Here is a 7,871-nt window from a genome sequence, read left to right as displayed (position 1 = left end):
CGCTCGACCGTCACCAACCGCAGTTGACTCGCCAGCCGTTGCTGCTCGGCCAGCAAGGCTTGGTAGTCTTCGGTGGACAGCGTGATGGTGGGCGTCATGCCGTTATTTTACCGGCTTTACATCCGCGTTTCAGCCTACTTGGGTATAGGTTCGTGCCGGATGCGGCCGCATCGCGGCCAAGTCAATACCGGCTAACAACCAGTGGAGTTGCTCGACCGTCAACGTCACAACTGCTGCCTCTTTCGGCCAGTGAAAACGGTCGGCTTCCAGCCGCTTGAGCATCAACCAAAAACCGGTGCGGTCCCACAACAGCAGTTTGATCCGATCCCGCCGGCGATTGCTGAACACGTAGATGGCCGGCTCGAACGGATTCAAGCCTAATGCCTGCTCAACCAGCAGCGCTAAACCATTGATGGCCTTGCGGCCGTCGACCGGCTCGCGGTGCAGGTAGACCTTCAATCCTGCGTCGAAACGAAACATGGCAGCTCGGCCAACGCCTTCAAAATCACCGGCAGGTCGCTCAGCTCGACAGGCTGTAACGCGAGTTTAACGCCGTTGGGCAACTCCGCACTGAGCGCTGACTCAGCCGGTTTCTCTGCGCTCAGCGACTGAACGGGCACAAAAGCCGGCAACGTTAATGGACTGTTCGGATTCGGATGTCCTGTTTCTCGGTAATGCCCCATCCACTTGCGCAGCAGATTGGCATTGATACCGTATTGCAGAGCGATCTTGGCAACCGATGTGCCCGAATGCAAGCAAACTTTCACTAGCTCCCGCTTGGCTTCCGGATCATAAAGGCAACGGCCGTCTCGCCCGTGCCCCACGATTAATGGCCGCGATAATCGCGTGTTATGCTCCTTCATAGGTGTCCACCTGATTATAAGTGGACACTATCTTCGTTCCTTTCGAGCTGTTTATACAGATGCTGTTAAAGGACCGCTTACGTTCAATCAAGGCTTGCAGCCAACGGCTTAGCGGATCGGTCTTGCCGCTACACACTTTGAGTACCGATCGCGCGCCGTGGATCAGCAGGGTGCGCAGGTAGTGGTTGCCGCGTTTGCTGATACCCAGTAATACCTGTTTGTCGCCACTACTGTGCTGCCTGGGCACCACGCCCAGACTGGCGGCGTAATCACGTGCTCGGTTATAGCCCTTGCCGTCGCCAATGTCCGAAGCCAGGATGGTGGCGGTGATCGGCCCAACACCGGGAACCTCCCGAAACCGTTTGCTCAGCGTATTTTGTTCGCATAAGCGGCTGATACGTTGCTCGTGGGCCTTGATGTCAGCGTCGATGGCTACCAGACGCTGATACTGTTCGGCAAACAATTCGCGGCCAGTGGACGTCAGTGTATTGTCGGCGTCTTCCAGAATCAGCGCTAAGCCTTTGCGCACGCTGTTGAGGCCTGCCGCCAACACGATGCCGCGTTCGGCTAGAAAACCGCGCATCTGATTGGCCAGCGCCGTGCGCTCGGCTACCCGTTCCTGACGCAAGCGGTGCAGCATCTGCATATCTTGTTGAGCATCGTCTTTTACCGCTACCGTCCGTTTGTTGGGCCGGGTGACCGCCGTGAAAATGGCTTCCGCATCGTTAAAGTCGTTCTTGTTGCCGACCACAAAAGCCTTCACAAACTTGGCATTCAGCAGCACGACCTCATGACCGAGCTTGGCCAGCTCCCGCGCCCAGTAGTGAGCGCCGCCACACGCCTCTAGACCAATCAGACTGACCGGCAAATTAGCGAAATAGCTCAGCATCTCAGCACGTTTCAGTTTCTTTTTCACCGGCTTGTCAGTCGCCGTCTGGCTGTACACATGAAAAATGCTTTTTGCCGTATCCAGACCCACCACGTTACTATTCATTTCGGACTCCTCGTCGCTCCGTTTAAATTCTCTGGTGCAGTATGACACCGCTTGGGGTGGGGAGGAGTCCATGTCATCAACCCCTCTCCCGCAAGGAGAGGGGCTTTTACGACACCCTCCTTCGGCTTTAGGCCCCTAAGCGGATTCGATAGCCGCCTGACGGCTCATAAGGCGAAAACCTGAGATAGTTTTCGGAGCGAAAATTTCGCGGTTGCCGGTCCATTGAGCACCGACGTGTTGGGTTACGCTGCGCTAACCCAACCTACGCACTACGTGGCTTCTTGAAAGATTTCCGGCAGTGGAAGCAGACGTGCGGAAAGAGATAGTTTTGGACGTGCTTCTCTTTGGAAAAGGCGCTGTGATGTTTAAATGGACTCATGATCGTTCTGCGCACTTTAACGCCGCCGTTAACGGAGCTGCGTCTTCGCGCGATCGGGTTGAATGGCTTGTTGGGTAGGATCGAAATCCGCGAGTAGCCGGCGGAAGTCACTCCACTCGCCGTCTTCGTAGAACTTGATCTCTATCGGATACGGCGAGTGCGATGCCAATGATACGTTTAGTGAATGCATGAACTCATCGGTTCCGCGTGCGTGGAAGGCAAACTCTTTTAGACCGTTACCCGTGCGCCGGTAGACCGGCACGTGCTTGCCTGGCACTTCCAATTGTTCAAGTGCATCTTCAAGCTTCAGCATGTCTTGATTGACTTGTTCCGATGGCATGCCGTTTCGCGCGCTGCCATCGTATTGCCACGCGATTACTATTAGCCAAGATAAGCTCGCTCGCTCAGCCTCTGACGGCAGCTCATTCACGAAGCTCCAAATCACCGGCAGACCATTCTCGGTGGTCTCACCGATGACACCGGAAGCTTCAGATAAGTTTTCCATACACGTGCTCCTTACTTGCGCCCAACGTTGCATTCAGCGGCTTGTCCGCTGTAACGCTTTGTTAGCGGCCAGTTGTTCAAGGCGCTCCGCCAACCAAATTTTTATGATGGTTTGTCGTGTTACCCCAACGCGGCTGGCTGCTTTGTCCAAAGATTCAAGCATCCAGGCAGGAAAATCAACATTAACCCTTTTTTGATCCTGCATAACTCTTTTGGCCTTGGATAAATCCACGGCATCCAGGATGTCTTCCCCGTTATCAAACTTTTGGTCAAGCTCTTTAGCTTTCATATAAATCCACCTCTTCTTGCCGCGATCGACGCACGGAAATAATTCTAATGTTTCCATCCCGGTAGGTAACCACACCAGACCAATGCTTTCCAGCAATCGTGCCGATGATCAAAGATACACTTTGCGAACCCTATCGAGCTATTCCAGCCGACGTGTTGGGTTACGCTTCGCTAACCCAACCTACGCACTATGGCTACTCATGAGAGCCCCATTTTCTTGGCCATGCGACCAAAGCTGCCGTAAGGATGGCGATAAAAATTCCGAACTTTGCCCAATATTCAATTGGAGCGAAGACGAGAGGCATGAGCCACAAAGAATGTTCTGCGGAACAGCAGAACACCTTTATTGCGATAGATAAGCCGAAGAGAACGGACGCCACCAGATTTACAACCAGCATTGTGCGAACAGTGCGCAATTTTCGATGGGTGACGAGGTAAACCCCCAGCAAATTGCCGAGGATTGGAAAAAGAAAAGGGACGATGGTCGCCATGAAGCCCTAACGTTTGAATTCACCGGCTATGCGCGGCTTTATGCGCAAGGTCCGGTGGAATGATGGGTTGGGCGGTGACTGCGACGACTTGTCTTGGCGCCAAAAGACGAAACCGCAAAAAAATGGTGCCAGAAACTTCCACCTGACCGTCGGGTTGAAACCCAAAACGGAGCATCCCATTTGTGCAGCTTCTACTGGGCGGAAGAAGCGCGGTTACTGACGCAAGATTCATTTGCTCGAAAGCTATCTCGATGATCTTCTGACAGATGCGTTTTCCGTATCCCCAATAGTCTGGCGACAACACTAAACCAAGATCTGCTTCGCCCATTTCTTTTTGAAGTCCACCCCACCCGGCAAATTCGTCGTTGATCAATATGCCCCACGGGCCATAGCCGTTCGTTTGCCATTGCGCCTCTTTGCTTTCCACCCACTGTTGGCACTGGTGCGCATCGAATCCCCCAACTGCTAGAGGCAAATGGCGCAAGACCCTAGAATCGTTATGTAACGCGATTATGTCTGCTAACGAAATTTCGCTAAGACGAACCAGTTTCAAATTCATCACCGCATTCATGTTGCCGCCGCCCAACGCAAAGCTAAGGGGCGCGCCGAAGGCGCGTCCCAGCGACCGGAGGGAGCGAACTTGAGCGTAGGGTTAGGTTTGTTCATCGCGATGATGAAGCACTGTTGGTACGTCTTCGCAGTTCTTGAGCAATGCATATTTTCCCTGGGATTTTCCAACTAATGAAATTGGAAGTGATGTCTCACCGTCATCAATGGATATTCTAACTTCCATATTTTGGTTCTCAAATGTGCGAAGCTCCTCAATTAACTGAGCGACCGTCTTACCCCTTCTTGTCCATTCTGGATTGGCCATAATTGCAAAAACCTAACGTTCGCCATAACCGGCGTGAAAAGGCGGAGCGTAGCGTAGCTTTTGCACGTCCGAGTTTATGGCATTGTTGGGCATCATTTTGCCTGTTTCTCCGTTTTTTCCTCTGTTATGTAGACAGCCGGAGACTCAGGGAAGAACCAATCGAGAATCGCAAAACGGTTGAGTGATCGGTTGATCCAGCGCTGAGGCAAAAACCAAGGGACAATTATTGAAGCTGGCGGACCAAGATTAATTTCATCGCGCTCCCACTTACCATTGCGAAGATATCTAACCAAATATGGTGAGCCGTCGTCTGCGAAATAGATTTGCTTTCCAACGGCCTTACCATCAACGATGTTCAGCTTTGCCAGGGAGCGGCCAGTATATGCGTAATGCACCCATGTGCCCGTGAAATTGTTGGGAGGTTCAAGCGTCGGATAGCCGCGGAGGTTTGAATTGCTACCCGGATAGAAGTAAGCCTTCCAAATGTAATTAGCCTTAGGCGAGCTTATGAGCGTTATGGCTACCAGAGCGACCAACAACGCGGACATTGCTACGGTTTTCTTCCACAACGCCATTCGTTTACTCATAATGCCCAACAAGGAATTAGATAGTTTCCGTATATCTACCGAAAAATGATCTTTGGCACGATAATTTATTGATCTGCATGTGATCTTCCTTTCTGTATATCATCCGGCGTAGAAATAATGACCGGTAACGGCCAGACTGTTGCCATTGAATCAGATCGAGCCATAGTCCGCAACGGCTCGATAGAAACAGATTTAAAAAGCCCGGCCATTAATTCTATATTGTCAGATTTAAGCAACGCTGTCATGCCCGCCGGGATGCGGGCATCCAGTGCCTGGATGGCAAGCTTCGATCCGTCCGTGGGGTCTGGATTTCGGCTATCCCTGCCGAAATGACGAGCACTACCGAGAATCTGACAAGGCAGAATTAATCACTCGTAAGCTCTGGTTCAGAGCCAATCGCTGCAACGCCAAATATCTGGTCAAGCTAGCGTGTTAAAAATAGACCGCAGACGATGAGCTAAACCGGAAAGTTTCGCTATGCAACTCAGTCTAAGGCTCATAATATTGAACGAAATTTTGCGCCAACGAATCAGGAGCCGCCATGAGTATTGCCGTCACCGACATAGTGCCGTTTTCCCAAGCCTGGACCCAGTTATCCGCTTTGGCGAGCGAGGCGCAAACCGGTAAGGAAAAAAATGGCGAAGGCGCGGCAGCGTTGATCGGCGCGGAGCGCTTAGATCACTACCATCGCCTGGAACGGGCGCATATCCACTTATTGTTATTGCATGAAATCGAACGCGGATTGGCCGATGTAGCGGCGGGGTGCCACCAGGATGCCCGCGAAGCCTTGAAGCAAATCAAACAAGCTCGGGCAAATTCGGCATCCGTTTGAACCGCTCTGTAGGTTTTGCCGATCACTTTCTCGCCAATTTGCAAGACATCAACCACAAATTGTACCGGCCGACGCATGTATCCGCTGGCAATCAAACACCACTAACTCAGCGATGACTTGGCTGGCTTGCAGCTAAATCGTTAAACCTTTATCACTATGGCTAAAAAAACCAAATCCGCTTACGTCTGCACCGAGTGCGGCGCCGATTATCCGGGATGGTCCGGGCAATGCAATCAGTGCGGGGCGTGGAACAGCATCAAGGAAGTTCAACTGGGTGGCGGCAAGACCGCGCGCGATAAATCCGGTTACGCCGGGGCGCGTAGCGAGGTGCGTTTGTTGTCCGAGGTCAATTTGGCGCAGGCCGAGCGGATTTCCAGCGGCCTGGCCGAGTTCGACCGGGTGCTAGGCGGCGGTATCGTCACCGGTAGCGTGGTGTTGATCGGCGGCGCGCCGGGGGCCGGCAAGAGTACCATTCTGTTGCAGGCCATCGCCCATATCGCCCGGCATTTGCCGGTGTTGTACGTGTCCGGCGAGGAATCGTTGCAGCAGATCGCCGAACGCGCTCATCGCCTGCAATTGAACACGGCCGGCATCCAGATGCTGGCCGAAACCTCGGTGCAGCAGATTTGCCAAGTGCTGGACGAAGAACAGCCCAAGGTGGTGATCATCGATTCGATTCAGGTGATGTACACCGCCGATTCCGATTCGGCGCCGGGCTCGGTGTCGCAGGTGCGCGAGTCCGCCAGCTACCTGACTCAATACGCCAAGCGCAGCGGCGTGTCGTTTTTCATGGTCGGCCACGTGACCAAGGACCAGTCTCTGGCCGGGCCGATGACCTTGAGCCATATCGTCGATGCCCAGGTGGTGTTGTCGTCCACCGACGATTCGCGCTTTAGAGTGTTGCGCGCCGACAAGAACCGTTTCGGCAGCGTCGGCGAACTGGGTTTTTTCGCGATGGAAAGCAGCGGCTTGAAGGAAGTGAAAAACCCGTCGGCGATGTTTTTGTCGCGCGCGGAAAAGCCGTCGCCGGGCAGTGTCGTAACCGTATTGTGGGAAGGCACCCGGCCGTTGCTGGTGGAAATTCAGGCCTTGGTCACCGAAAGCCAGTACGGCAATCCGCGCCGCTTGGCGGTGGGTTTGGATCAAAACCGGCTGGCAATGCTGTTGGCGGTGCTGTCGCGCCACGGTGGCATCTTCACCGGCAACGACGAGATTTATGCCAACGTAGTCGGCGGCATCAAGGTGTCCGAAACCAGTACCGATTTGGCGATTCTGGTCGGCGTGGTGTCCAGCCTAAGAGACCGGATCATTCCCTACGATACGGTGTTTTTCGGCGAGGTGGGTTTGAACGGCGAGATACGTCCGGTCGCCAACGGCCACGCCCGGCTCAACGAAGCCGCCAAGCACGGCTTCAAGAAGGCGATTATTCCTAAGAGCAACAAGCCCAAGGACCCGATCAAGAATCTGGAAATACACGCGGTCAGCAACATACAGGAAGCGCTGTCGGTATTGGCCGAGCTTTAACGCAGACTGTCCAGCACGTCGCGCAAGCGGTTTTGGATCGCCAGCAACCGCTGTAACTCGGCGATCTCCGGAAATTGGCGGGCGGCGGCATCGACCGCGTAAAATTCGACGCTGTGCCGGTGTTCCGGTAACGCCAGCTCGATGCGCGTGGTTGGCGCGTCGGCGATATTGAATAAACGCCCGTCGGCGGCCCGCAATGCCCGTATCCGTTCGGCGATCGAGGCGGCGGCAAGATCGGGCAAGCGCTGGTCGGCCAGCAGATACGTCAACAAGGCTTGCAGCTCGGCCGGCGCCAGTTGGCGGCTGCGATCCGCGCCGTCGCCGAACCAGGCGGCGGACCCGGTCAAGCGGCCGCCGGCCGTCAACGTCAGTAACGGCGAGTCGGCCGGCCGGGACTGCATTCCGCCGGCCATATCGAAACGCAGTATCACCGCGTCGGCGTTGGCCGGCAACGCATACCCGCCAGCCCCGGCCGGCCCCGACAGCGCCAGACCCAATACCAGCCAGACCCGCGCCGGAAACGCCCGCCACCATC

Annotated in this window: 12 protein-coding genes; 2 read left to right on the top strand and 10 right to left on the bottom strand. The window is 54.5% G+C overall.

Annotated features, from left to right (window positions below; all coding sequences use genetic code 11):
• Positions 1–129 precede the first annotated feature (129 nt).
• From tnpB to BJL95_RS18000, 9 genes are all read right to left on the bottom strand, one after another.
• On the bottom strand, positions 130–480 hold the full coding sequence (tnpB, locus tag BJL95_RS18035) for an IS66 family insertion sequence element accessory protein TnpB (RefSeq protein WP_064031840.1): 351 nt from the start codon (positions 478–480) through the stop codon (positions 130–132).
• On the bottom strand, positions 456–863 hold the full coding sequence (locus BJL95_RS18030; RefSeq protein ID WP_254786668.1) for a transposase: 408 nt from the start codon (positions 861–863) through the stop codon (positions 456–458). The genes tnpB and BJL95_RS18030 overlap by 25 nt, the downstream gene beginning before the upstream one ends.
• Positions 850–1,929 (bottom strand): IS110 family transposase, encoded by a 1,080-nt coding sequence (locus BJL95_RS18025; RefSeq protein WP_254786846.1) that lies wholly within the window; start codon positions 1,927–1,929, stop codon positions 850–852. The genes BJL95_RS18030 and BJL95_RS18025 overlap by 14 nt, the downstream gene beginning before the upstream one ends.
• A 335-nt stretch (positions 1,930–2,264) precedes the next feature.
• Positions 2,265–2,741 (bottom strand): DUF695 domain-containing protein, encoded by a 477-nt coding sequence (locus BJL95_RS24195; protein WP_168031287.1) that lies wholly within the window; start codon positions 2,739–2,741, stop codon positions 2,265–2,267.
• Positions 2,742–2,774: 33 nt separating this feature from the next.
• Positions 2,775–3,125, bottom strand: a complete 351-nt coding sequence (locus BJL95_RS18015) for a BrnA antitoxin family protein (protein ID WP_254786845.1) — start codon at positions 3,123–3,125, stop codon at positions 2,775–2,777.
• A 97-nt stretch (positions 3,126–3,222) separates the two neighbouring features.
• Entirely contained in the window at positions 3,223–3,519 is a 297-nt protein-coding gene (locus BJL95_RS18010) for a hypothetical protein (RefSeq protein WP_071159957.1), read from the bottom strand.
• A 19-nt stretch (positions 3,520–3,538) separates the two neighbouring features.
• Positions 3,539–4,090, bottom strand: a complete 552-nt coding sequence (locus BJL95_RS18005; RefSeq protein WP_071159955.1) for a GNAT family N-acetyltransferase — start codon at positions 4,088–4,090, stop codon at positions 3,539–3,541.
• An 81-nt stretch (positions 4,091–4,171) separates the two neighbouring features.
• Entirely contained in the window at positions 4,172–4,393 is a 222-nt protein-coding gene (locus tag BJL95_RS24185) for a hypothetical protein (RefSeq protein WP_083386149.1), read from the bottom strand.
• A 92-nt stretch (positions 4,394–4,485) separates the two neighbouring features.
• Positions 4,486–4,968, bottom strand: coding sequence for a hypothetical protein (locus BJL95_RS18000; protein WP_071159953.1), 483 nt, complete (start codon positions 4,966–4,968; stop codon positions 4,486–4,488).
• A 553-nt stretch (positions 4,969–5,521) separates the two neighbouring features.
• On the opposite strand from BJL95_RS18000, the gene BJL95_RS17995 reads away from it, so the two are divergent.
• Together BJL95_RS17995 and radA are read left to right on the top strand one after the other, a co-directional pair.
• Positions 5,522–5,812, top strand: a complete 291-nt coding sequence (locus BJL95_RS17995; RefSeq protein WP_071159951.1) for a type II toxin-antitoxin system Phd/YefM family antitoxin — start codon at positions 5,522–5,524, stop codon at positions 5,810–5,812.
• Positions 5,813–5,968: 156 nt separating this feature from the next.
• Positions 5,969–7,336 (top strand): DNA repair protein RadA, encoded by a 1,368-nt coding sequence (radA, locus tag BJL95_RS17990; RefSeq protein ID WP_071159949.1) that lies wholly within the window; start codon positions 5,969–5,971, stop codon positions 7,334–7,336.
• Here radA and BJL95_RS25275 read toward each other — a convergent pair.
• Positions 7,333–7,871 (bottom strand): hypothetical protein (locus BJL95_RS25275; RefSeq protein ID WP_175463751.1); only part of this gene is annotated, 539 nt, incomplete at its 5' end. The genes radA and BJL95_RS25275 overlap by 4 nt on opposite strands.

Source organism: Methylomonas sp. LWB (assembly GCF_001856095.1).
GTDB lineage: Bacteria > Pseudomonadota > Gammaproteobacteria > Methylococcales > Methylomonadaceae > Methylomonas > Methylomonas koyamae_A.
The sequence above is the reverse complement of the archived record's forward strand: the minus strand, read 5'-3'. Positions and strand labels throughout refer to the sequence as shown.